Here is a 24070-nt window from a genome sequence, read left to right as displayed (position 1 = left end):
GGGTGGATCAGGGTAACAACCATTTTGATGTTGTCGCCCGGCATTACCATCTCTACGCCTTCCGGCAGTTCGATGGTACCAGTCACGTCAGTAGTACGGAAGTAGAACTGCGGACGGTAGCCTTTGAAGAATGGAGTATGACGACCGCCTTCGTCTTTGGACAGAATGTACACTTCAGATTCGAACTTGGTGTGCGGCTTGATAGAGCCCGGCTTAGCCAGTACCTGACCACGTTCGATTTCTTCACGTTTGATACCACGCAGCAGAACACCAACGTTCTCACCAGCACGGCCTTCGTCCAGCAGTTTGCGGAACATTTCAACGCCAGTACAGGTAGACTTAGCTGTCTCTTTGATACCAACGATTTCAACTTCTTCACCAACTTTGATGATACCGCGCTCTACACGACCGGTAACAACGGTACCACGACCGGAGATGGAGAATACGTCTTCGATAGGCAGCAGGAACGGCTTGTCAATCGCACGCTCTGGTTCTGGGATGTAAGAATCCAGGAAGCCAGCCAGTTCGATGATTTTCGCTTCCCACTCTGCTTCGCCTTCCAGCGCTTTCAGAGCAGAACCACGAACGATCGGAGTGTCGTCGCCCGGGAAATCGTACTGAGACAGAAGTTCACGAACTTCCATTTCTACCAGTTCCAGCAGCTCTTCGTCATCAACCATGTCGCATTTGTTCAGGAACACGATGATGTACGGAACGCCTACCTGACGACCCAGCAGGATGTGCTCACGAGTCTGCGGCATCGGGCCGTCAGTCGCAGCAACAACCAGGATCGCGCCGTCCATCTGCGCAGCACCGGTGATCATGTTTTTAACATAGTCGGCGTGGCCCGGGCAGTCTACGTGTGCGTAGTGGCGAGTCGGGGTGTCATATTCAACGTGAGAAGTGTTGATGGTGATACCACGAGCTTTTTCTTCCGGCGCGTTATCGATCTGGTCGAATGCACGAGCAGCACCGCCGTAGGTTTTAGCCAGTACGGTAGTGATTGCAGCGGTCAGGGTAGTTTTACCGTGGTCAACGTGGCCGATGGTGCCGACGTTAACGTGCGGTTTTGTACGTTCAAATTTTTCTTTAGACACGGCTATATTCCTTACTATAGTGCTCTCCCCTATGGAGAGAGCACGGGACTTAGGTTTTAATCCTGTGGATTATTTACCACGGGCTTCAATAACGGCCTGAGCAACGTTGTTCGGCGCATCGTCGTACTTCAGGAACTCCATGGAGTAAGAAGCACGGCCTTTGGTCAGAGAACGCAGCTGGGTTGCATATCCGAACATTTCAGACAGCGGAACTTCAGCATGGATAACAACGCCAGTGACGTTGGATTCCTGACCACGAAGCATACCACGACGGCGGCTCAAGTCACCGATTACGTCACCGGTGTTCTCTTCCGGAGTCTCTACTTCAACCTTCATGATAGGCTCAAGCAGAACTGGTTTCGCTTTCTTAAAGCCATCTTTGAAGGCGATAGAAGCGGCCAGTTTAAACGCCAGCTCAGAGGAGTCAACGTCATGGTAAGAACCGAAGTGCAGACGCACGCCCAGATCAACAACCGGGTAACCAGCCAGCGGGCCAGATTTCAGCTGTTCCTGGATGCCTTTATCAACGGCCGGGATGTATTCGCCAGGAATTACACCACCTTTGATGTCGTTGATGAACTCGTAGCCTTTCGGGTTTGAACCCGGCTCCAGCGGGTACATGTCGATAACAACATGACCGTACTGACCGCGACCACCAGACTGCTTAGCGTGTTTACCTTCGATATCGGTAACTTTCGCGCGAATCGCTTCACGGTAAGCAACCTGAGGTTTACCGACGTTCGCTTCAACGTTGAATTCACGCTTCATACGGTCAACGATGATGTCGAGGTGCAGCTCACCCATACCAGCGATAATGGTCTGGTTAGATTCTTCGTCAGTCCATACGCGGAATGACGGGTCTTCTTTCGCCAGACGGCCCAGAGCCAGACCCATTTTTTCCTGGTCAGCTTTGGTTTTCGGTTCTACCGCGATGGAAATTACCGGCTCAGGGAATTCCATACGTTCCAGAATGATCGGGTGATCCGGGTCACACAGAGTGTCACCAGTGGTCACGTCTTTCAGACCGATTGCAGCAGCGATATCGCCCGCGCGAACTTCTTTGATCTCTTCACGTTTGTTAGCGTGCATCTGTACGATACGGCCGAAACGTTCACGTGCAGTTTTCACGGAGTTCAGGATGGTGTCACCGGAGTTAACCACACCAGAGTACACACGGAAGAAGGTCAGGTTACCCACGAACGGGTCGGTAGCGATTTTGAATGCCAGAGCAGCAAACGGCTCGTCATCGCTAGCATGACGCTCAGCAGGAGTATCTTTACCGTCGTCCAGAATACCGTTGATCGCAGGTACGTCTACTGGGGATGGCAGGTAATCAATTACCGCATCCAGCATCGCCTGAACACCTTTGTTCTTGAACGCAGAACCACAGGTTACCAGGATGATTTCGTTGTTCAGAACGCGCTGACGCAGAGCTTTTTTGATCTCTTCTTCAGTCAGTTCTTCACCACCCAGGTATTTCTCCATCAGCTCTTCTGAAGCTTCTGCAGCGGACTCGATCAGGTTCTGGTGCCATTCTTCAGCCAGTTCCTGCATGTCAGCCGGGATATCTTCATAAGTGAAGGTTACACCTGCATCTTCTTCGTTCCAGTTGATGGCTTTCATTTTCACCAGGTCAACAACACCGGTGAACGCTTCTTCAGCGCCAATTGCCAGCTGCAGCGGAACAGGGTTCGCGCCCAGACGGGTTTTGATCTGACCAACAACTTTCAGGAAGTTCGCACCCATACGGTCCATTTTGTTAACGAACGCAATGCGCGGAACTTTATATTTGTTTGCCTGACGCCATACGGTTTCAGACTGAGGCTGAACACCACCAACTGCGCAGTAAACCATTACTGCACCATCAAGCACACGCATGGAACGTTCTACTTCGATAGTGAAGTCAACGTGCCCCGGGGTGTCGATGATGTTTACGCGATGCGGTTCATACTGCTTAGCCATACCAGACCAGAATGCAGTAGTCGCTGCGGAGGTGATAGTAATACCACGTTCCTGCTCCTGCTCCATCCAGTCCATGGTGGCTGCGCCGTCATGAACTTCACCGATTTTATGGTTTACACCGGTGTAGAACAGAATACGTTCGGTAGTAGTGGTTTTACCGGCGTCGATGTGCGCACTGATACCGATGTTACGGTAGCGCGCGATGGGTGTTGTACGAGCCATTTGATTCCTCGTTTATCTTTTAGGCGTTCAATTTAAGTAGCCCAAAGCGGGCTGCTTACTAGAAGCGCCCGCCTGGTGACTAAAACTCCGAAGGGATTACCAACGGTAGTGTGCGAACGCCTTGTTGGCTTCTGCCATACGGTGAACGTCTTCACGTTTCTTAACTGCAGTACCTTTGTTTTCTGCAGCATCAGAAAGTTCGTTCGCCAGGCGCAGAGCCATGGATTTATCACCGCGTTTACGAGCAGCTTCAACGATCCAACGCATTGCCAGAGCATTACGACGGACCGGACGGACTTCAACTGGTACCTGATAAGTAGAACCACCAACGCGGCGAGACTTAACTTCGACAGTCGGGCGCACGTTTTCGAGAGCTACTTCGAAAGCTTCCAGTTCGTTTTTACCAGAACGCTGAGCCAGGGTCTCCAGCGCGCTGTATACGATAGTTTCGGCAGTAGATTTTTTACCATCTACCATCAGGATATTTACAAATTTAGCCAGCAGTTCTGATCCGAACTTCGGATCCGGCAGAATTTTACGCTGACCAATGACGCGACGACGTGGCATGGAAATACTCCGTTGTTAATTCAGGATTGTCCAAAACTCTAAGAGTTTAGTTTGACATTAATATAAAACGTTTGGCCTTACTTAACGGAGAACCATTAAGCCTTAGGACGTTTCACGCCATACTTGGAGCGTGATTGCTTACGGTCTTTAACGCCGGAGCAGTCAAGCGCACCACGAACGGTGTGGTAACGAACACCCGGGAGGTCTTTTACACGACCGCCACGGATCAGGATCACGGAGTGCTCCTGCAGGTTGTGACCTTCACCACCGATGTAGGAAGTCACTTCAAAACCGTTAGTCAGACGAACACGGCAAACTTTACGCAGTGCGGAGTTCGGTTTTTTAGGAGTGGTAGTATATACACGAGTACATACGCCACGTTTCTGCGGGCATGCTTCCAGCGCAGGCACGTTGCTTTTTGCAACTTTGCGTGCACGTGGTTTGCGTACCAGCTGGTTAACTGTTGCCATTAAATAGCTCCTGGTTTTAGCTTTTGCTTCGTAAACACGTAATAAAACGACCTCATACAATATGAGGACGCAGAATTTTAGGTCGGTGTCGAAAAGGTGTCAAGAAATATACAACGATCCCACAATTACCAGGACATCTGGCTGGGATGCTTCACCGTAAGTCTGACGAAGTCAGTATAGCTAACCCTGACGACACTGTCTGAAATTTGACCACTCAACCCGCGGGCCTTAATGTCTTCTTCCAGTACATAGACCTTAATGGAGGCATTTTGCAGACTTTCAAGGAAGCGGCTGCCTTCGATTGCCGCCGTCACACCATCCTGGAGCAATAAAAGTTCATCGTCTTTATCTATCAGGCGAAGAAGAGAGGAGAAATCGGTAAGCCACGCGGAGCGATGTAGTGTGTGCAGCATGAGAGTCTCAAAACCTTAAAATGACGTCAAAGTTGCCTAACTCACGGCGTAAATCTTCCGGTTCAAGCGCTGTCGCATCGACCACAAAATTAACCCCCTGCCGAAGGCCCCGCTCGCGTAATGAAGCGGCGCACAGCCAACATTGATCGATATCGTACAACCCTAACAGCTTGAAGGTTGCGATATAGTCTCGCGCCAGCACGGCATCCGGTTGTTGTCCCTGGAGGATTTGAAAGACGCCATCGCCGATAAAAAACACGCCGAGGTCTTCCGTTAATGCAGATGTCGCCAGCAATGCATCTAATCCTTCACGGCCTGATGCGCTGCCGTGCGGTACGGTAGAAAAAACAAAAGCAACACGTTTCATCAGAACTGCACCACGCGATCGCAGGTCAGGGATGCCTCAGCCAGCGATCCAAGCCCGCTGAGGTTAAAACCTGGTTGTAAATTAGCCCCTGCCAGCCCCAGCCGCTTTGCCTCAGTTTCATCAACAACGCCGCGACGCAACGCCGCCGCCACGCAGATATTCAGCGTTACACCATGCTGTTGGTTCAGCTGTTGCCAGGCCCGCACCAGATCATATTCATCACTGGCGGGTGAAGTCAGGAAATTGGCGTTATATACACCTTCACGATAGAAAAAGACGCTGCATAACTCATGCCCTTCTTCGAGAAGCGCATGAGCAAATTGCAACGCGCTACTCGCCTGCTGCGTGCCATAAGCAGGCCCTGTCACCATGATGGCAAAACGCATTACTTGTCTTGCCCCTGGAAATCGCCGCTTTTGAACTGACGAATATAGAGGTAGACCGTATGTTTGGAGATGTTCAGCCGATCGGCGACCTGGTTGATGGCATCTTTAATATCGAAGATGCCTTTCTCATATAAATTCAGGACGATCTGGCGGTTCTTCGCGTTGTTGGAAACATTGCGATCGGCATTTACTTCTTCGATCGTGAATTCCAGCGTCTGGGTAACCAGATCTTCCACCGAAGAAGCGAAGTTGACGGCAGAGCCCACTTCCGGGGTTTCCGGTGGGATAAAGGTATTCATTATCTGCGAGAAAGGAACATCAAGGTTCATGTTGATGCACAGCAGACCAATCACGCGATGCTCACGGTTGCGAATGGCAATCGTCACCGACTTCATCAAGACACCGCTTTTCGCACGTGTGAAGTAACACTTCGACACGCTGCTATCCGCACCCGTCATATCATGCAGCATACGCAACGCAAGGTCGGTAATCGGTGAGCCAATTTTACGGCCCGTATGTTCACCGTTAGCAATGCGGATGGCCGAGCATTTCAAATCCTGCAAAGAGTGCAATACGATTTCACAATGGGAACCAATGAGCATCGCCAACCCGTCCACTACCGCTTCGTAGGATTTGAGGATATCGAAGTCGGTTTGATCGAAAGGACGTTGATCCAGCAAATCTAGCTCACTGGTTTCGTTGGTTAAAAGCGACCTGGACATGAAAAAAAGCACTCCTTTTCAGGAGCCTGTCGTTATGTTGTCAGGGCAGGCTCATCACTATTATAGGGGCATCTAAAGTAATACAGCGCACAAGGCGCTTTCCAGTATTAATTATATCCTGTCGATAATAAAAAACCGCCGCCCTGTGGGCGGCGGTTTTTGTTAGCTTATTTTTTGCTGCTGTCTGCAGCTTTCTCTGCCGGTGCAGCATCTGGCTGCGCGTCAGCTTTCGGTGCCGGTTTGATGTCTAACAGTTCAACATCAAAGACCAGCGTAGAGTTGGCCGGAATACCCGGGACGCCGGTTTTGCCGTAAGCAAGATCCGGTGGGATAACCAGCTGGATTTTGCCGCCTTTCTTGATGTTTTTCAGGCCTTCAGTCCAACCAGGGATTACACCGTCAAGACGGAAAGACAGCGGCTCACCACGGGTGTAGGAGTTATCAAACTCTTTACCATCGATCAGCGTACCTTTGTAGTTGACTACCACGGTATCGCTGTCTTTCGGTGCAGCGCCAGTACCTTCTTTCTCTACTTTGTAGACCAGGCCAGTAGAAGAGGTTTTAACGCCTTTCTCTTTAGCAAATTTCTCGCGGTAAACTTTACCTTTGGCTTCGTTGTCAGCCGCGTCTTTTTCCATTTTCGCCTGAGCGGAGCTCTTCACGCGCGCTTCAAACGCCTGCAGAGTTTGTTCGATTTCCTGGTCAGACAGTTTGCTCTTGTCTGCAAACGCATCCTGAACACCAGCGATCAGCTGATCTTTATCCAGTTTGATGCCCAGTTTTTCCTGCTCTTTCAGAGAGTTTTCCATATAACGACCCAGGGACGCGCCCAGCGCGTAAGCGGCTTTTTGGTCGTCATTCTTGAATGCTGCTTTGCTGTCAGCAGTAGCGGCTGGTTTCGCAGCATCAGCAGCGAAGGTGATCGGGGCATGCAGAGCAACAGCCATTGTGGTCGCCAGCAGCGTTACTTTAAACAGTGATTTCATCCATATCTCCAGGGCCGGGGCATCTCACCCCAGGGTTAGCTAACATAAAAATGTACTATAAAGCGTTGCAGAACAAATCAACATACAGGCACGCCCTATTATCACCACTTTTCAGACTCTTTTTGTTTAAATTAGTTTCGTTACCGAAGATTGAGTGCTGTGCAAACAGGCAAAGTTAAGTAGAATTCGCCGCAGTCCGCGATCTGCCGGAGAAAAAAGAAAGAGGTGAATCATGCAGGATACAACAATGGAAACTCGCCTGGCTGAACTGGAAAGTCGCCTGGCATTTCAGGAGATCACCATTGAAGAGCTCAACGTGACGGTGACCGCGCATGAACTGGAAATGGCCAAACTGCGCGACCATCTGCGTCTGCTGACAGAAAAGCTCAAAGCAACGCAGCCGTCCCACATTGCGTCGCAGTCTGAAGAGACCCCGCCGCCACATTATTGAGACGTAAAAAAAGCGGGGATATCCCCGCTTTTTTGTGCCGGATGACGACGTAAACGTCTTATCCGGCCTACGGTAGACCTGATAAGCGTAGCGCCATCAGGCAATCATACCGATCAGTGGCAACCGCAGCCGCCGCCGTTACCTTTACCGCTACCGCCGCAGCAGCCTTCGCCACCGTGCTCGTGACCATGGTCGTGACCGTGCGCACCGTGAACGTGGCCGTGAGCCAGTTCTTCTTCGGTCGCTTCGCGGATAGCAACAACTTCTACGTTGAATTTCAGATTCTGGCCAGCCAGCATGTGGTTACCGTCAACCACAACGTGGTCGTCTTCCACTTCGGTAATTTCTACCGGTACTGGACCCTGGTCAGTTTCAGCCAGGAAACGCATGCCAACCTGCAGTTCGTCAACGCCCATGAAGACGTCTTTAGGAACGCGCTGCACCAGGTTTTCGTCGTACTGACCGTATGCGTCGTTTGCGCCAACAGCAACATCGAATTTGTCGCCAACTTCATGACCGTCCAGCGCTGTTTCCAGGCCAGAAATCAGGGAACCGTGACCATGCAGGTAGTCCAGCGGTGCACTCACCGGAGACTCATCAACCAACACACCGTCTTCTGTACGTACCTGATAGGCCAGGCTGACCACCAGGTCCTTTGCTACTTTCATGATATCTCCTGAGCATGGAAAGAATAGTGGCGCAGATTGTAGCGGAATTCTGCACCCGTGTACCCTCTAGCTTAAAAAAAGCTGCGCCATATCGCTAGTCCGGATGAAAAATCCCGATCACTTGCTCTTCTTTGCGAACGTGCTCGCGCGCCTCTTTATCCGCTTCCCGCATCTGATGACCGCACTTAACACACTCAACAATATCGATATTATTTTCGCGCCACATCGCCAGCGTATCCTGCGACTGGCAGGACGGACATTTTGCACCTGCGATAAAACGTTTACGAATTGCCATGGTTATCCTCTACTCAAATTCATCCCAGCCATCCAACTGACGTCGCTCTTGCTGCATCTCTCGTTGGAAAATTTCCTCCAGCTCGCGTCGGGCTTCCCTGGCTCGAGAGATTTGTACCGTATCTGTATGCATGGGGATCAGTTCCCGCAGCATGCGCATATCCAGCCGCCGAAAATGCAGCTGAGCGCGCTGAGCCTGGTGCGGATGCATTCCCAGTGTAACCAGCGTTTTACGCCCCAACTCCAGCGCACTGGAGAACGTTTCGCGGGAAAACTGCGTCACACCAGCCTGTAATAACTCATGTGCCTCTACACGTCCGCGCGCTCGCGCAAGAATATGCAAATGCGGAAAATACTGTTGGCACAGTTCCACCAGTTTCATGGTGTCTTCAGGCTCATTACACGTAATAACAATAGATTGCGCCGCCTCTGCCCCTGCGGAGCGCAACAGTTCCACCTGCGTGGCATCACCGTAATAAACCTTATAGCCATATTTACGCATCAGATTCACCGCGCTGATATCCCGCTCCAGAACGGTAATGCGCATTTTATTGGCCATCAACAGGCGACCAATAACCTGACCAAAACGCCCAAACCCCACCACAATCACCTGCGGTTTATCATCTTCCACCCAGGGTTTTTCATCTTCCTCATCCGTGCCGTTAAACTGGCGGGAGAGCCATTTATCAATCAGCTTCATCACCAGCGGTGTGGTCATCATCGACAGCGTGACGGTCACCAGCAGCAACGCCATTTGGTCGCCCTGAAACAGCCGTTGCGAGGATGCCGTTGAAAACAGCACGAAAGCGAATTCACCACCCTGACTTAAAACCCCGGCAAATTGCATCCGTTCAGAGCTTCTCATGCCGTTAAGACGCGCCAGCACATACAGCACCAGCATTTTTACGACCACCAGCACTATCACGCTCGCTGCCACCCACAGAATATGGGTGTAGAGCACGCCGAGGTTGAGCGACATGCCAACGGAGATAAAAAACAGCCCGAGCAACAGGCCTTTAAACGGATCGATTGCCGTTTCCAGCTCATGTCGGTATTCGCTTTCCGCCAGCAGCACGCCCGCGATAAACGTTCCCAGCGCCATTGACAGCCCCAGCGCATCCATAAATAGAGCAGAACCCAGCACCAACAGCAGCGTGGCAGCGGTGAACACTTCCCGCACGCCAGAATCCGCAATAAAGCGGAAAACCGGACGCAGCAAATAGCGACCGCCAATCAGCATGCCGGCAAAGGCCAGCACCTTCATTCCCACTTTGATCCAGTCAAAATGTTCGTCAGCAGAACCCGCCAGCAGCGGAACCAGTGCCAGCGCGGGGATCACCGCCAGATCCTGAAACAGCAGTACCGAAAAACCCAGTTGTCCGGATTCACTGCGGTTCATGCCTTTTTCGCGCATCAACTGTAGCGCCATAGCGGTCGATGACATCGCCAGACCAATGCCGCCAACCACTGCCGCCTGCCAGGAGAACGCAGTGAGCATCAATAATCCGGCCAGCACCACCGCGCTCAGCATCACCTGCGCGGCACCGACGCCAAAAATTGAACGCCGCAGTTGCCACAGTTTGGCGGGATTAAGTTCCAGCCCAATGATGAACATCAGAAAGACTACGCCCAGCTCGGAGAAGTGCAGAATTTCATCCACATCGCTGATGAATCCTAATCCCCACGGGCCGATAGCAATACCCGCCAGCAAGTAACCCAGCACAGGACCGATACCCAGCTTTGAGGCCAGGGGAACTGCAGCCACCGCCGCGAAGAGGAACAACACTCCCGCTGTCAATAAATCAGAACCTTCCATTAGCGGCCTCCCACAGGGATCGGATTCGCCAGCCAGTCACCATACGCTTTCGCATGGCTGTCCAGCTCCTGCTTCGTTTGCCGTCTGGCCCAGTAAACGATAATTGGGCTCATCCAGTGCATGCGGCACATACCGGCCGTTAGCTCGAAAGGACGCAGCACATCGCTCATTGGATAACGGTTTAGCGCGTCATAGCGGTAGGCACTTTCCGGTTCTCCGGTAGTGATAACGCTACGCCAGTACTTTCCCGCCAGTTGATTCCCTCCGGGACCGCTGGCAAATCCGCGGCTCAGTACGCGGTCAAGCCATTCCTTTAACAGCGCCGGACAGCTATAGGTATAGAGTGGGTGCTGAAAAACAATCACATCATGCTCACGCAGCAGCGCCTGTTCATGCGGAATATCGATAAAAAAATCAGGATAGTGCGCGTAAAGGTCGTGCACGGTAACATTGCTGAGCTGCATGGCCGGTTTAAGCAGAACACGGTTCGCGACCGAGTCCTGAGATTCCGGATGGGCATACAGCAGCAAGACTTTCGCTGGCTGGAACATCATCCCCCTCCCGGTTTTGTCTTTTGTCTATTTTCGACGTTTTGGGCTACCATTGCGCCTCGGTGCGGCAAACGGCCCGCACATTACATTATCATAATGATAAATTAACATAGTCTGAACATACGGCGCCTTATGATTGTTTTCTCATCGTTACAAATTCGTCGCGGCGTGCGCGTCTTGCTGGACAATGCCACGGCCACCATTAATCCAGGGCAGAAGGTTGGCCTGGTGGGTAAAAATGGCTGCGGTAAATCTACCCTGCTGGCATTGCTGAAAAATGAACTCAGCGCCGACGCTGGAGGATTTACCTATCCGGGAAACTGGCAGCTCGCGTGGGTGAATCAGGAAACGCCTGCGTTGCCACAGCCCGCGCTGGAGTACGTCATTGACGGCGACCGCGAGTATCGTCAACTGGAAGCGCAGTTGAACGACGCTAACGAACGTAACGATGGACATGCCATTGCCACTGTCCATGGCAAGCTGGATGCCATCGACGCCTGGACTGTGCGCTCACGCGCCGCCAGCCTGCTGCATGGCCTCGGCTTCTCCAACGAACAGCTTGAGCGCCCGGTCAGCGACTTCTCCGGTGGCTGGCGTATGCGTCTCAACCTGGCCCAGGCGCTGATTTGCCGTTCAGACCTACTGCTGCTCGATGAACCCACCAACCACCTCGATCTCGACGCGGTGATCTGGCTGGAAAGATGGCTGAAAAGCTATCAGGGTACGCTGATTTTGATCTCCCACGATCGCGACTTCCTCGATCCGGTTGTAGATAAAATTATTCATATCGAACAGCAAACCATGTTCGAGTACACCGGCAACTACAGCGCGTTTGAAATCCAGCGTGCGACGCGCCTCGCACAGCAACAGGCAATGTACGAAAGCCAGCAGGAGCGCGTGGCGCATCTGCAAAGCTATATCGATCGTTTCCGCGCTAAAGCAACGAAAGCGAAGCAGGCACAGAGCCGTATCAAAATGCTGGAACGCATGGAGCTGATTGCCCCAGCGCACGTGGACAACCCGTTCCACTTCAGCTTCCGTGAGCCGGAAAGCCTGCCAAACCCGCTGCTGAAGATGGAAAAGGTCAGCGCTGGCTACGGCGATCGCGTCATTCTCGATTCGATCAAACTGAATCTGGTGCCGGGTTCCCGCATCGGCCTGCTCGGTCGCAACGGCGCGGGTAAATCGACGCTGATTAAGCTGCTGGCCGGAGAACTGGCCCCTATCAGCGGCGAGATTGGCCTGGCGAAAGGCATCAAGCTGGGCTACTTCGCGCAGCACCAGCTGGAGTTTTTACGCGCCGATGAATCACCCATTCAGCATCTGGCACGCATGGCACCGCAGGAGTTGGAACAGAAACTGCGTGACTACCTGGGTGGATTCGGCTTCCAGGGCGATAAAGTCAGCGAAGAGACACGCCGCTTCTCCGGTGGCGAAAAAGCGCGTCTGGTGCTGGCGTTGATCGTCTGGCAGCGCCCTAACCTACTGCTGCTCGATGAACCGACCAACCACCTGGACTTGGATATGCGTCAGGCGCTGACCGAGGCGCTGATCGACTTTGAAGGTGCGCTGGTTGTCGTCTCGCACGACCGTCACCTGATCCGCTCCACCACCGACGACCTCTATCTGGTACACGACAAGAAAGTCGAGCCGTTTGATGGCGATCTGGAGGATTATCAGCAGTGGCTGAGCGATGTCCAGAAACAGGAAAACCAGGGCGACGAACCGGCGAAAGAGAGCGTTAACAGCGCCCAGGCGCGTAAAGACCAGAAGCGCCGCGAAGCGGAACTGCGCTCCCTGACGCAGCCGCTGCGTAAAGAGATTACCCGTCTGGAAAAAGAGATGGAGAAACTGCACGCACAGCTGGCGCAGGCGGAAGAAAAACTCGGCGACAGCGAACTGTACGACCAAAGTCGCAAAGCCGAACTTACCGCCTGTTTGCAGCAGCAGGCCAGTGCGAAATCCGGGCTGGAAGAGTGTGAAATGGCCTGGCTGGAGGCTCAGGAGCAGCTTGAGCAAATGCTCGCCGAGTAGTCATGATTGCCGGAGAAGGCGAAGCTGCCATCCGGCGCCAGAGCCGAAAATGCCTGATGAGGACGCTCGCGCGTCTTATCAGGCCTACGTTTCGTTGACGTAGTTGTGACCCAATCTCGCGTAACCTGCTGACTAACTAGCGACAAAATCACATATTGGCTAACCCGCACGCGCTGTGCGCGGTATAGTTACTCTTTCCGATTATTAATTGCTCCGGTGTTATGGTTGAAATCACGTCCACAGAAATGACCCCACCTACCGACGATTCGCGAGAATTCCGCCCGATGCGCGGTATCAGTAACCGCCATCTGCAGACGATGCTGCCGCGTTTAATTCGCCGCAAGGTGAAGTTCGACGCCCACTGGCAGCGTCTGGAATTGCCCGACGGTGATTTCGTCGATCTGGCGTGGAGCGAAGATCCGCAACAGGCGAAACACAAACCGCGCCTGGTGGTTTTTCACGGTCTGGAAGGTAGTCTGAACAGCCCCTACGCACATGGCCTGATTGAAGCAGCACAAAAGCGCGGCTGGCTGGGCGTGGTAATGCATTTTCGCGGCTGCAGCGGCGAACCCAATCGTCTGAACCGCATTTATCACTCGGGCGAAACAGAAGATGGCACCTGGTTTTTACACTGGCTGGAGCGTGAGTTCGGTCGCGTACCGACCGCGGCGGTAGGTTATTCACTCGGTGGAAACATGCTGGCTTGCCTGCTGGCAAAAGAAGGCAACGATATTCCGATAGATGCGGCGGTTATCGTTTCTGCACCTTTCGTGCTCGAAGCCTGTAGCTACCATATGGACAAGGGCTTCTCCCGGGTCTACCAGCGCTACCTGCTCAATCTGTTGAAAGCCAATGCCTCACGTAAGCTTGAAGCTTATCCAGGTTCGCTGCCGGTGAGTCTGGCCCAGTTGAAATCTTTACGCCGCATTCGCGATTTTGACGATCTAATCACCGCCAAAATCCACGGTTTCGCCGATGCTATAGACTATTACCGCCAGTGCAGCGCCATGCCGTTGCTCAATCGGATCGCCAAACCAACGCTGATTATCCATGCGAAAGACGATCCGTTTATGGATCATCATGTGATCCCGAAACCGGAAAATCTGCCCTCACAGGTGGAGTACCAGCTTACTGAACACGGCGGCCACGTTGGATTTATAGGTGGCACGGTGCGCCGTCCTGAGATGTGGCTGGAATCAAGAATCCCGGACTGGCTGACAACATATCTGGAGGCATCATCATGATTATCCCATGGCAAGATATCTCCCCGGACGCGCTGGACAATTTGATTGAAAGCTTTGTCTTGCGCGAAGGCACCGATTATGGTGAACATGAACGCTCGCTCGAACAAAAAGTCGCCGACGTCAAACGCCAACTACAATCAGGTGAAGCCGTGCTGGTGTGGTCTGAACTGCATGAAACGGTCAACATTATGCCGAGGAAGCAGATTCACGAGTAATCCGTAGCCGCCGGCCGACTTTACTATAATTACAACCATTTCATGGAGTTGTTATGTCTGCCAAACATCCGGTGATTGCGGTAACAGGATCCAGCGGCGCGGGGACCACTACCACCAGCCTCGCGTTTCGTAAAATTTTCGCGCAGTTAAATCTGCGCGCCGCCGAGGTGGAAGGTGACAGTTTTCATCGCTATACCCGTCCGGAAATGGATATGGCGATTCGCAAAGCACGCGATGCCGGGCGGCATATCAGCTATTTTGGCCCCGAAGCTAATGACTTCGGCTTGCTGGAACAAACCTTCATCGAATACGGTCAGACGGGCAAAGGCCAGTCGCGAAAATATCTGCACACTTACGATGAGGCCGTACCATGGAACCAGGTTCCGGGTACATTCACGCCCTGGCAGCCGCTGCCTGAACCGACGGATGTACTGTTCTACGAAGGGCTGCACGGCGGTGTCGTCACCCCGCAGCAAAACGTGGCCCGGCATGTCGATCTGCTGGTTGGCGTGGTACCTATCGTAAACCTGGAATGGATCCAGAAGCTGACTCGCGATACCAGCGAGCGTGGCCATTCGCGTGAAGCGGTGATGGACTCGGTGGTGCGCTCAATGGACGATTACATCAATTACATCACGCCGCAGTTTTCCCGGACGCATATTAACTTCCAGCGCGTACCGACCGTCGATACCTCTAATCCCTTTGCCGCTAAGAGTATTCCGTCACTGGATGAAAGCTTTGTCGTGATTCATTTTCGTAACCTGGAAGGGATCGACTTCCCGTGGTTACTGGCCATGCTGCAGGGCTCATTCATTTCCCATATCAATACGTTAGTCGTACCTGGCGGCAAAATGGGTCTGGCGATGGAATTGATTATGCTGCCGCTGGTACAGCGACTGATGGAAGGTAAGAAGATCGAGTGATTTAGTCTTTTGCCTGATGGCGGCTGATGCCTTATCCGGCCTACGCGTTTATATCCTGTAGGCCTGATAAGTGAAACGCCATCAGGCATGGCATCACGCAGCAGCAACCACTTCATAGGAATGGGTAATATTCACTGCCTTTTCCAGCATCAACGCTACGGAGCAGTATTTTTCCGCTGAAAGATCGACGGCGCGGGAGACAGACGCATCTTTCAGATCGTTACCCGTTACGATGAAATGCAGGTTGATGTGGGTAAACAGGCGCGGCGCTTCATCACGACGCTCTGAAGTCAGTTTCACTTCGCAGTTGGTCACATCCTGACGACCCTTTTGCAGGATCGATACCACATCAATCGCGCTACAACCGCCAGCAGCCATTAATACCATTTCCATCGGGCTCGGCGCTTTATCACCGGAGTTACCGTCCATCAAAATTTGGTGACCAGAGGCGGACTCACCGAGGAAGGTTAACCCCTCAACCCACTTTACACGCGCTTGCATATTTCGTAACTCCAATGTTTCAATTTTCCTGACAGATTACGCGCACATAACAATTCTCGCAACGGAAGGCGACCTGCGTCATGCTGAAGCGAGACACCAGGAGACACACGGCGAAAGCTATGCTAAAACAGACGGGATGCTACAGTAATACATTGACGTACTGCATGTATGCAGAGGACATCACATTACAGGCTGCAGTATATTTTTGACAGCCCCTTTCCCAGGTAGCGGGAAGCATATTTTTGCAAACCCAGAGGCAGCGTCGTTTTCTGGCTCTGGAGACAGCTTATAACAGAGGATAACCGCGCATGGTGCTTGGCAAACCGCAAACAGACCCGACTCTCGAATGGTTCTTGTCTCATTGCCATATTCATAAGTACCCATCGAAGAGCACGCTGATTCACCAGGGTGAAAAAGCGGAAACGTTGTATTACATCGTTAAAGGCTCCGTGGCAGTGCTGATCAAAGATGAAGAAGGGAAAGAAATGATCCTTTCTTATCTGAATCAGGGCGATTTTATTGGTGAATTAGGCCTCTTCGAAGAAGGTCAGGAACGTAGCGCCTGGGTACGTGCCAAAACCGCATGTGAAGTCGCTGAAATTTCCTACAAAAAATTTCGCCAATTAATCCAGGTCAACCCGGATATTCTGATGCGCCTGTCTTCTCAGATGGCTCGTCGTCTGCAGGTCACGTCTGAAAAAGTGGGCAACCTTGCCTTCCTCGACGTAACCGGTCGTATCGCGCAGACTCTGCTGAATCTGGCGAAACAGCCTGATGCGATGACCCACCCGGACGGCATGCAGATTAAAATCACCCGTCAGGAAATCGGCCAGATCGTTGGCTGCTCCCGTGAGACCGTCGGTCGTATTCTGAAGATGCTGGAAGATCAGAACCTGATCTCCGCACACGGTAAGACCATCGTCGTCTACGGCACACGTTAACCCCATCGAAGTGGCGCGTTACCCAGTAATGCGCCACTTTTGTTTACTCCGATGTGGCGAAGACTGATATACCACCCAGAGATCAACTACGCACTACGACAAACGCTGGTGCTATGTTTACCTGTGGCTGTTGGTCTGATCATCGGTCAGCTTCATTTGGGGCTTCTCTTTTCCCTCGTCCCTGCCTGCTGCAACATTGCCGGTCTTGATACTCCGCACAAGCGCTTTTTCAAACGCTTAGTCATTGGTGCATCGCTGTTTGCCGGGTGCAGTTTGATCATGCAGTTACTGCTTGCGCAAACTATACCGTTACCATTGATCCTCACCGGCCTGACGCTGATTCTTGGCGTAACCGCCGAGCTAAGCCCTTTGCATGCGCGATTACTGCCAGCCTCGCTTATCGCGGCGATTTTCACGCTCAGCCTGGCCGGGAATATGCCCGTCTGGGAGCCGCTGCTGATTTACGCGCTGGGCACGTTATGGTACGGCCTGTTCAACTGGTTCTGGTTCTGGATGTGGCGCGAGCAACCGCTCCGCGAATCGCTCAGCTTGCTGTACCGTGAATTAGCCGATTACTGTGAAGCCAAGTACAGCATGCTGACCCAGCATGCCGACCCAGAAAAAGCGCTGCCTCCCCTGCTGGTTCGCCAACAAAAGGCAGTGGATCTGATTACCCAGTGCTATCAGCAAATGCATATGCTGTCGGCACATCACAACAACGAATACAAACGCCTGCTGCGTGCCTTTCAGGAGGCGCTGGATTTACAGGAGCATATTTCCGTTAGCCTCCATCAGCCAGAAGAAGTGCAAAAACTGGTTGAGCGTAGCCACGCGGAGCAGGTAATTCGCTGGAACGCGCGAACCGTCGCCGAACGCCTTCGGGTACTGGCCGATGATATTTTGTATCACCGCTTGCCGACCCGTTTCTCGATGGAAAAGCAGATTGGCACGCTGGAGAAAATCGCCAGGCAGCATCCGGACAATCCGGTGGGGCAATTTTGCTACTGGCACTTCAGCCGTATTGCCCGCGTGCTACGGACCCAGCGTCCGCTGTATGCCCGTGACTTAATGGCTGACAAGCAGCGTCGGTTGCCGCTGATCCCTGCCCTGAAAAACTACCTGTCGTTGAAATCCCCAGCGCTGCGCAATGCCGGACGCATCAGCGTTATGTTGAGTATCGCCAGCCTGATGGGCAGCGCCTTACACCTGCCAAAGCCTTACTGGATTTTGATGACAGTCCTGTTTGTTACGCAAAATGGCTACGGGGCGACCCGGGTGCGCATCTTACACCGTTCCGTAGGTACGCTCGTTGGACTGGTTATTGCTGGCGTCACGTTGCACTTTCATATTCCTGAAGGTTTCACGCTGGCGGCCATGCTGCTGATCACCCTGGTGAGCTATCTGATCATCCGTAAAAACTACGGCTGGGCTACCGTCGGTTTTACGGTAACGGCGGTATACACCCTGCAACTGCTGACGCTGAACGGGGAAGAGTTTATCGTGCCGCGGTTTGTCGATACGGTCATTGGCTGCTTAATCGCCTTTGGCGGCACGCTCTGGCTGTGGCCACAGTGGCAGAGCGGTCTGCTGCGTAAGAACGCCCACGATGCGTTAGAAGCCGACCAGGAGGCCATTCGTCTGATCCTCAGCAACGATCCACAGGCCACGCCGCTGGCGTATCAGCGCATGCGGGTCAACCAGACGCAAAACACGCTGTTCAACTCGCTGAACCAGGCAATGCAGGAGCCGGGATTTAACTCGCACTACCTTGCAGACATGAAACTGTGGGTCACGCACAGCCAGTTCATCGTTGAACACATCAACGCGATGACCACGCTGGCAAGGGAACATACAATGCTGACGCCGGAGTTGGCGCAGCGGTATCTGGAGTCCTGTGAAATTGCGCTCCAGCGCTGTCAGCAGCGGCTGGAATATGATGGGCCGGGAAGCTCGGGAGATGTGAATATTCTCGAAGCGCCAGAGATGCTGTCCCATGGTCCGTTAAGCACTCTTGAGCAGCATCTGCAGCGGGTTCTTGGGCACCTGAACACCATGCATACCATTTCGTCGGTAGCATGGCGTCAGCGACCGCACCACGGGATCTGGCTGAGCCGCCGACTGCGGGACATGAAGGGTTAAGCTCGACTGCCGGATGCGCTACGCTTATCCGGCCTACGAATCACAGCTTACCCTGTACGCCATCCGGCAATCAGCCCACCACTTTCGCTACCGCCTGCGCGAAGCGCTGCATCCCTTCATCGATATCCGCCTGCTCCACCACCAGCGACGGCGCGAAACGCATTACGTCTGGCCCGGCGTTCAGTACCATCACGCCTTCGTGCGCGGCGGCATAGAGGAAATCGCGCGCCCGGCCTTTAAACTGCGGCTTCAACTCAGCGCCAATCAGCAGCCCCATCCCGCGAATATCGCTGAAAATGTCGAACTGTTGATCAATCTTGCGCAAATGCTGGACAAACGCCTGACGCCGGGCCTGAATGCCTCCCAGCACGTCCGGCGTGTTGATGATATCAAACGCTGCCCCCGCTACCGCACAGGCCAGCGGGTTACCGCCGTAAGTGGAGCCGTGCGAGCCCACGTGGAACGCGGAGGCAATCTCTTGAGTGGTCAACACCGCGCTCACCGGGAAGCCGCCACCGAGCGCCTTCGCGCTGGTGAGGATATCCGGCGTCACGCCGTAGTGCATATAGGCAAACAAATCGCCGGTACGCCCCATCCCGCTCTGCACTTCATCAAATACCAACAGCGCCTGGTGCTGGTCACAAAGTTCACGCAAACCTTGCAGGAATTCCGGCGTTGCCGCAGTGACGCCGCCCTCTCCCTGAATAGGCTCAACCACCACCGCGCAGGTGTGATCGTCCATCACCGCTTTGACCGCATGCAGATCGTTAAACGGGACATGGATGATATCCGCCGGTTTTGGCCCAAAGCCGTCGGAGTATTTCGGCTGCCCGCCAACGGATACGGTAAACAGCGAACGGCCGTGAAACGCATTATGGAAGGCAATGATTTTGGTTTTGAACGGGCTATGACGCACGCAGGCATAGTGGCGCGCCAGCTTAAAGGCGGTTTCGTTGGCTTCAGTACCGGAGTTCATGAACAGCACGCGCTCGGCAAAGGTCGCATCAATAATTTTACGGCCTAAGCGCAACGCCGGTTCGTTGGTAAAAACGTTGCTGGTATGCCACAGGGTTTCGCCCTGAGTTTTTAACGCCTCAACCAATGCCGGATGGCAATGCCCTAACGCGGTCACTGCAATGCCGCCCGCGAAATCAACATACTCTTTGCCCTGTTGATCCCACACTCGACTCCCTTTTCCTTTTACCGGGATAAACTCAGCCGGTGCATAAATCGGCAGAATCACTTCATCGAATGTCGCGCGCGTAATTGCAGTTTGTTCAGTTGCCATGTCATTACCACCCTGTTAAGCAGAAACGCCAGTGAAATTATAATCACAAAATATGAATAAAAAATCACTGAATAGCAACTACAAATCAGCGATTGAGGAAATTAGCCAGTAGCTGATGCCCCTGTTCGCTGAGAATACTCTCCGGGTGAAACTGTACCCCTTCCATATCCCACTCGCGGTGACGAATGCCCATTATCTCCTGCGTTTCACTCCAGGCTGTTACCTCAAAGCACTCGGGAAGCGTCTCAGGGGCAACCACCAGAGAGTGGTAGCGCGTCACCGTTAATGGGTTAGCGAGTCCCTGAAAAACACCCTGCCCGGTATGGGTAATCGGCGAGGTTTTACCGTGCATCACTTTAGCCGCCCGAACTACGTTCGCGCCAAAGGCCTGCGCCATCGCCTGGTGACCAAGACAAACACCCAACAAGGGAAGCTTACCGGCGAAATGACGAATAACGTCCAGTGAGATACCGGCGTCATCCGGCGTGCATGGCCCAGGGGAAATCACGATTTTTTGCGGGTTCAGCGCGTCGATTTGCGCCAGCGTCAGATCGTCGTTGCGCCGGACAAGGACATCAGCGCCCAGTTCGCAGAAGTATTGGTACAGGTTCCAGGTAAAAGAATCATAGTTATCAATAAGCAGGATCATGGCGGCTCCGGTACATAAGAACCGCGCTATTCTACTCAGTTTCCGGGGCTTCGCTTACCACTTTACGAAATATCGCCCGCAATGCAGACAGGTCACCCATCGCCCCGCTCTGATTAGCCTGATTCCACTCTTCAACCGGAATGCCATCCCAGCTCAGCATATATCCGGCATGAATCGCTAACTGTTCGAAGAAAATACGCTGCGCCAGGCCACTGCCAATGCGAAACGGATGCAGCACATTGATTTCGCAATAATAGTGCGCAAGACGATCGACAAACTTGTCTTCCGGCAATCCCACCAGCCAGGACTCATCTTCCAGGTCCTGCATCAGCGCATTGCCCTCTTTCTCGATATAGGCGAAATGGCAAAAGCGAGTATCGCCCTGGTAAATATCGACTTCGCGCAGGAGTCCCGCCCAGTCAAAAATATCCCGATACAGCTGGCGATGAATGGCGCACAGGTGCGGTAAGCCCCGTTTAAGCGGCCCCAATTCGATAGTCGCCGCACGCAGCGCTGTCAGTTCATAAGCCGCCTGCGCTAAACGCTGCGCCTGATGAATCCCCAGACGGTTACGCATGACATTCAGGCCCGGATATAAATACGGGTCGCGACCATCACCGAATTTATCGCTCATAGTGCCTCCTCAGCTCTTCAAGACGCGCCAGAGCGTCTTCAGCACTCAGAGTAACCCGCGGAATATCTACGCCTTCCAGCCGTCGGCTGGCCTGGAAATTGGCGTTTCGCCGTTGTTCCCACAGCCTGGACTTTTGTTTATCGGTGAGTTTTTTCACGTGACCTCCCTGAATGAGCCGACACTTGCCACAAGTATAAGCAGCAATTTAGGGTTACGCAGAGAGAGGGGTGAACGCGGGCAAGAACTACCCGCGCAAGATACGATTACGGCAGGACTTTAGCAGAAAGGATAACAATCGGTTTTGACGGGACATTCTGGTATGGACCGACATCATGGGTCTGTACCTGAGAGATCTTATCCGCGACATCCATACCTTTCACAACTTTACCAAAAACAGCGTAGCCAAAGTCACGCTGGCCGTGATCGAGGAAAGCGTTATCTGCAATGTTGATAAAGAACTGGCTGGTCGCGCTGTCTTTATCCGCTGTACGCGCCATAGCAATCGTGCCGCGAGTGTTACGCAGTCCGTTATCGGCTTCATTCTTGATTGGCGGATTAGGTTTCTTCTGCTGCATCTGCTCGGTAAAACCGCCGCCCTGCACCATGAAGCCTGGGATCACACGGTGGAACGTGGTGTTGTTATAGAAACCACTGTTGACATAATCGACAAAGTTTTGCACTGAAACCGGGGCTTTCTGACTGTTCAGCTCCAGCTCAATGTTACCAGCAGAGGTTGTCAGCAGAACATGTGGATCACCTTTTGCTGCCAGTGCTGCGGGAGAGAGAGCAGAAAGAGCGAGAACAGCTGCAACAGCCGCCAGAGTCGATTTGAGCATGAGAATTCCTTAACAAGAGCAGAAATGAAGCAAGTGAATTGATTCTAAAGAGCCTTCAAGGACAAGGCCATCCCTTTACTTAATTTTACGTACCTGAAACAAATGTAACCTCATGGCTGCAAGCATCTATGTGATCAAGATCACATAGAAAAATGTAACGCACCAAGTTATTACCAATAAATATTTAAATGCGTCACTAAAGCGCCTAAAATCTGCCCGCTCACGGCGCAGTCAATGCGCCTTACACTTCTATACAGGCCAGTCATGACTAACAGCAATCGCATCAAGCTCACATGGATTAGCTTTCTCTCCTACGCCCTGACAGGTGCGTTGGTAATTGTCACCGGGATGGTGATGGGAAACATCGCAGATTACTTCCATTTGCCCGTTTCCAGCATGAGTAACACCTTCACCTTCCTGAATGCCGGCATTCTGATCTCTATCTTTCTGAATGCATGGTTAATGGAAATCGTGCCACTGAAAACCCAGTTGCGCTTCGGCTTTATCCTGATGGTACTGGCCGTTGCCGGACTGATGTTCAGCCATAGCCTGGCCTTGTTCTCCGCCGCCATGTTTGTATTGGGTCTGGTGAGCGGTATTACCATGTCGATTGGTACGTTCCTGGTAACTCAAATGTATGAAGGTCGCCAGCGCGGTTCCCGCCTGCTGTTTACTGACTCTTTCTTCAGCATGGCCGGCATGATTTTCCCGATGGTTGCCGCGTTCCTGTTAGCGCGCAGCATCGAATGGTATTGGGTCTATGCCTGCATCGGCCTCGTATACGTCGCCATTTTCCTGCTGACCTTCGGTTGTGAATTCCCGGCACTGGGTAAACACGCTCAGCAGTCAGACGCGCCGGTAGTAAAAGAAAAATGGGGGATTGGCGTGCTGTTTCTGGCGATCGCTGCACTGTGCTACATCCTCGGTCAGTTGGGTTTTATCTCCTGGGTCCCGGAGTACGCCAAAAGTCTGGGCATGAGCCTGAACGATGCGGGTAAACTGGTCAGCGACTTCTGGATGTCTTACATGATTGGCATGTGGGCATTTAGCTTTATTCTGCGTTTCTTCGATTTGCAGCGCATCCTGACCGTACTGGCGGGTCTGGCTACCGTCCTGATGTATCTGTTTATCACCGGTACGCCAGAGCATATGCCGTGGTTTATTATGACGCTGGGCTTCTTCTCCAGCGCGATTTATACCACCATCATTACCCTTGGCTCCCAGCAGACGAAGGTCGCCTCACCCAAACTGGTTAACTTCGTTCTGACCTGCGGCACCATCGGCACTATGCTCACTTTCGTCGTCACCGGCCCTATCGTGGCACACAGCGGCCCGCAGGCGGCATTGCAAACGGCTAACGGCTTGTATGCGGTTGTATTCGTGATGTGCTTTATTCTTGGATTCGTCACGCGTCATCGCCAGCATAACGCCCCAGTAGCGCATTAATCTCACTGCCGGATGGTATCCACATCATCCGGCATATTTTCCCCTCCTCTCTTCTTTCACTGGTCATGTAGGCCAATTCTTACAAAAACCCCTTAATTTGTACGCTATTTATACAAACACGAAAACCCAAATAATTCCGTCACTTATAAAAATGCTGACAAATCAGTTATATACCTCTTAAGGAGTATATAAGGGCGAATTTGATTTGCATCAATAAGCGCGGTTGCTGAATCGTTAAGGTAGGCAGT

General features: G+C 52.7%; 26 protein-coding genes and 1 pseudogene. 8 read left to right on the top strand and 19 right to left on the bottom strand.

The features are described from left to right. The 9 genes from tuf to fkpA all read right to left on the bottom strand — a co-directional run. A partial coding sequence (tuf, locus tag OGY06_RS17620; RefSeq protein WP_118262821.1) for an elongation factor Tu occupies positions 1-1097 on the bottom strand: 1097 nt, incomplete at its 3' end. 69 nt (positions 1098-1166) lie between these two features. Beyond that, complete coding sequence (gene fusA, locus OGY06_RS17615) at positions 1167-3281, bottom strand: elongation factor G (RefSeq protein WP_003023659.1); 2115 nt, start codon at positions 3279-3281, stop codon at positions 1167-1169. Between the two features lie 96 nt (positions 3282-3377). Beyond that, a complete protein-coding gene (gene rpsG / locus OGY06_RS17610) occupies positions 3378-3848 on the bottom strand; it encodes a 30S ribosomal protein S7 (protein WP_003023657.1) in 471 nt (156 codons plus the stop codon). Positions 3849-3943: 95 nt separating this feature from the next. Then, positions 3944-4318, bottom strand: coding sequence for a 30S ribosomal protein S12 (gene rpsL / locus OGY06_RS17605; protein WP_003023654.1), 375 nt, complete (start codon positions 4316-4318; stop codon positions 3944-3946). Positions 4319-4443: 125 nt separating this feature from the next. Further along, positions 4444-4731 (bottom strand): sulfurtransferase complex subunit TusB, encoded by a 288-nt coding sequence (tusB, locus tag OGY06_RS17600; RefSeq protein ID WP_003023651.1) that lies wholly within the window; start codon positions 4729-4731, stop codon positions 4444-4446. 7 nt (positions 4732-4738) lie between these two features. Next, on the bottom strand, positions 4739-5098 hold the full coding sequence (tusC, locus tag OGY06_RS17595) for a sulfurtransferase complex subunit TusC (protein WP_286605798.1): 360 nt from the start codon (positions 5096-5098) through the stop codon (positions 4739-4741). Continuing rightward, a complete protein-coding gene (tusD, locus tag OGY06_RS17590) occupies positions 5098-5484 on the bottom strand; it encodes a sulfurtransferase complex subunit TusD (RefSeq protein WP_003827770.1) in 387 nt (128 codons plus the stop codon). The genes tusC and tusD overlap by 1 nt, the downstream gene beginning before the upstream one ends. Then, positions 5484-6206, bottom strand: a complete 723-nt coding sequence (locus OGY06_RS17585) for a helix-turn-helix transcriptional regulator (protein WP_003023643.1) — start codon at positions 6204-6206, stop codon at positions 5484-5486. Before OGY06_RS17585 ends, tusD begins: the two co-directional genes overlap by 1 nt. A gap of 167 nt (positions 6207-6373) precedes the next feature. Then, positions 6374-7192 carry an FKBP-type peptidyl-prolyl cis-trans isomerase gene (gene fkpA, locus OGY06_RS17580; RefSeq protein WP_063941375.1) on the bottom strand — a complete coding sequence of 273 codons (819 nt, stop codon included), beginning with the start codon at positions 7190-7192 and terminating at the stop codon, positions 6374-6376. 232 nt (positions 7193-7424) lie between these two features. Here fkpA and OGY06_RS17575 point away from each other — a divergent pair, with 232 nt between their 5' ends. Next, a complete protein-coding gene (locus OGY06_RS17575; RefSeq protein ID WP_003023639.1) occupies positions 7425-7643 on the top strand; it encodes a protein SlyX in 219 nt (72 codons plus the stop codon). 113 nt (positions 7644-7756) lie between these two features. Here the strand turns inward: OGY06_RS17575 and slyD are convergent, their stop codons facing one another. From slyD to kefG, 4 genes are all read right to left on the bottom strand, one after another. Beyond that, the gene (slyD, locus tag OGY06_RS17570) at positions 7757-8311 is read right to left on the bottom strand and encodes a peptidylprolyl isomerase (RefSeq protein WP_286605796.1); all 555 of its coding nucleotides are present in this window, start codon (positions 8309-8311) and stop codon (positions 7757-7759) included. A gap of 94 nt (positions 8312-8405) precedes the next feature. Further along, entirely contained in the window at positions 8406-8606 is a 201-nt protein-coding gene (locus OGY06_RS17565) for a YheV family putative zinc ribbon protein (protein ID WP_003023632.1), read from the bottom strand. Positions 8607-8615: 9 nt separating this feature from the next. Beyond that, positions 8616-10421, bottom strand: coding sequence for a glutathione-regulated potassium-efflux system protein KefB (gene kefB / locus OGY06_RS17560; protein ID WP_003827759.1), 1806 nt, complete (start codon positions 10419-10421; stop codon positions 8616-8618). Beyond that, complete coding sequence (gene kefG / locus OGY06_RS17555; RefSeq protein WP_003023629.1) at positions 10421-10972, bottom strand: glutathione-regulated potassium-efflux system ancillary protein KefG; 552 nt, start codon at positions 10970-10972, stop codon at positions 10421-10423. Before kefG ends, kefB begins: the two co-directional genes overlap by 1 nt. 132 nt (positions 10973-11104) lie before the next feature. Between kefG and OGY06_RS17550 the strand changes: the two genes are divergently transcribed. From OGY06_RS17550 to OGY06_RS17535, 4 genes and pseudogenes are all read left to right on the top strand, one after another. Beyond that, the gene (locus OGY06_RS17550) at positions 11105-13006 is read left to right on the top strand and encodes an ABC transporter ATP-binding protein (RefSeq protein ID WP_003827754.1); all 1902 of its coding nucleotides are present in this window, start codon (positions 11105-11107) and stop codon (positions 13004-13006) included. Positions 13007-13181: 175 nt separating this feature from the next. Then, positions 13182-14250: pseudogene (locus OGY06_RS17545) on the top strand (hydrolase). After that, the gene (locus OGY06_RS17540) at positions 14247-14465 is read left to right on the top strand and encodes a YheU family protein (RefSeq protein ID WP_003023615.1); all 219 of its coding nucleotides are present in this window, start codon (positions 14247-14249) and stop codon (positions 14463-14465) included. Before OGY06_RS17545 ends, OGY06_RS17540 begins: the two are co-directional and overlap by 4 nt. Before the next feature lie 53 nt (positions 14466-14518). Next, positions 14519-15388, top strand: a complete 870-nt coding sequence (locus OGY06_RS17535) for a phosphoribulokinase (RefSeq protein ID WP_003827751.1) — start codon at positions 14519-14521, stop codon at positions 15386-15388. A gap of 93 nt (positions 15389-15481) precedes the next feature. Here the strand turns inward: OGY06_RS17535 and OGY06_RS17530 are convergent, their stop codons facing one another. After that, on the bottom strand, positions 15482-15889 hold the full coding sequence (locus tag OGY06_RS17530; RefSeq protein WP_003827750.1) for an OsmC family protein: 408 nt from the start codon (positions 15887-15889) through the stop codon (positions 15482-15484). Positions 15890-16197: 308 nt separating this feature from the next. On the opposite strand from OGY06_RS17530, the gene crp reads away from it, so the two are divergent. Beyond that, on the top strand, positions 16198-16830 hold the full coding sequence (gene crp, locus OGY06_RS17525) for a cAMP-activated global transcriptional regulator CRP (protein ID WP_000242758.1): 633 nt from the start codon (positions 16198-16200) through the stop codon (positions 16828-16830). 51 nt (positions 16831-16881) lie between these two features. After that, entirely contained in the window at positions 16882-18969 is a 2088-nt protein-coding gene (locus OGY06_RS17520) for a YccS/YhfK family putative transporter (protein WP_191222580.1), read from the top strand. Between the two features lie 70 nt (positions 18970-19039). Here the strand turns inward: OGY06_RS17520 and argD are convergent, their stop codons facing one another. From argD to ppiA, 5 genes are all read right to left on the bottom strand, one after another. Then, complete coding sequence (gene argD / locus OGY06_RS17515; protein ID WP_126956353.1) at positions 19040-20257, bottom strand: bifunctional acetylornithine/succinyldiaminopimelate transaminase; 1218 nt, start codon at positions 20255-20257, stop codon at positions 19040-19042. A gap of 85 nt (positions 20258-20342) precedes the next feature. Continuing rightward, positions 20343-20906 (bottom strand): aminodeoxychorismate synthase component 2, encoded by a 564-nt coding sequence (pabA, locus tag OGY06_RS17510; protein ID WP_003827711.1) that lies wholly within the window; start codon positions 20904-20906, stop codon positions 20343-20345. Between the two features lie 31 nt (positions 20907-20937). Then, positions 20938-21540, bottom strand: coding sequence for a putative adenosine monophosphate-protein transferase Fic (locus OGY06_RS17505; protein ID WP_003827710.1), 603 nt, complete (start codon positions 21538-21540; stop codon positions 20938-20940). Continuing rightward, on the bottom strand, positions 21530-21697 hold the full coding sequence (gene ficA, locus OGY06_RS17500) for a FicA/YhfG family antitoxin (RefSeq protein WP_003827708.1): 168 nt from the start codon (positions 21695-21697) through the stop codon (positions 21530-21532). Before ficA ends, OGY06_RS17505 begins: the two co-directional genes overlap by 11 nt. A 106-nt stretch (positions 21698-21803) precedes the next feature. Continuing rightward, positions 21804-22376 carry a peptidylprolyl isomerase A gene (gene ppiA / locus OGY06_RS17495; RefSeq protein ID WP_003023595.1) on the bottom strand — a complete coding sequence of 191 codons (573 nt, stop codon included), beginning with the start codon at positions 22374-22376 and terminating at the stop codon, positions 21804-21806. Positions 22377-22640: 264 nt separating this feature from the next. On the opposite strand from ppiA, the gene tsgA reads away from it, so the two are divergent. Beyond that, complete coding sequence (gene tsgA, locus OGY06_RS17490) at positions 22641-23822, top strand: MFS transporter TsgA (RefSeq protein WP_218667138.1); 1182 nt, start codon at positions 22641-22643, stop codon at positions 23820-23822. Positions 23823-24070: the final 248 nt, after the last annotated feature.

It is taken from the genome of Citrobacter sp. Cpo147 (assembly GCF_030332405.1).
GTDB lineage: Bacteria > Pseudomonadota > Gammaproteobacteria > Enterobacterales > Enterobacteriaceae > Citrobacter > Citrobacter portucalensis.
This window is presented reverse-complemented; position numbering and strand designations above follow the sequence as displayed.